The organism is Vibrio sp. 10N.261.52.A1 (genome assembly GCF_002876325.1).
In the GTDB taxonomy this organism is placed as follows: Bacteria; Pseudomonadota; Gammaproteobacteria; order Enterobacterales; family Vibrionaceae; genus Vibrio; species Vibrio chagasii.
Genome location: NZ_MCYD01000558.1, coordinates 1 through 410, shown reverse-complemented (window position 1 = coordinate 410; position 410 = coordinate 1). Strand labels below are relative to the sequence as shown.

General features: G+C 39.8%; 1 protein-coding gene. It reads right to left on the bottom strand.

Annotation, left to right across the window (positions count from 1 at the left end; all coding sequences use genetic code 11):
* Positions 1 to 58 precede the first annotated feature (58 nt).
* Positions 59 to 295 carry a hypothetical protein gene (locus BCT81_RS08670; RefSeq protein ID WP_102423863.1) on the bottom strand — a complete coding sequence of 79 codons (237 nt, stop codon included), beginning with the start codon at positions 293 to 295 and terminating at the stop codon, positions 59 to 61.
* Between the last annotated feature and the right edge of the window lie 115 nt (positions 296 to 410).

Sequence of the window (410 nt, the reverse complement as noted above, 5' to 3'; positions counted from 1 at the left end):
AGCTGGTTTAAAGCTCAACAATGCTGTTGAGCTTTAAACCATAGTTGGAACAAGCTTGTTAACGCACTTCCATGCCTAAATTGTATTGAGCAAGGCAGCGCCCGACATAACTGATTTTGATGAAAGCCGCCACAATGATGGTGCTGATGTGCGCAACGACCTGAACCGGTAGTGAGAAATGATCCGCCATTGGGTAAGCGATGATTATGCTGAGTAGCATAAGCAAAGTGGTAATCGCTAGGCTGAAGTTAGATACAGAAAGTAGAGTTTGAAAGCGTTGAGTCATCGTCTTCATATTGAATTCCTAGTTACTAATAGTTGTTTTGATATTTAACTAGTAGCAATTAGTGTTCCAAGATTTAAAACTCTTGATTGTCAGTGTTTTAACTTTAGGTGTTGCTCTTTTGTAG

Excerpts from the sequence above, each read along its gene's own strand:
- BCT81_RS08670 (WP_102423863.1), bottom strand. The coding sequence starts at position 295 with ATGAAGACGATGACTCAACGCTTTCAAACTCTACTTTCTGTATCTAAC.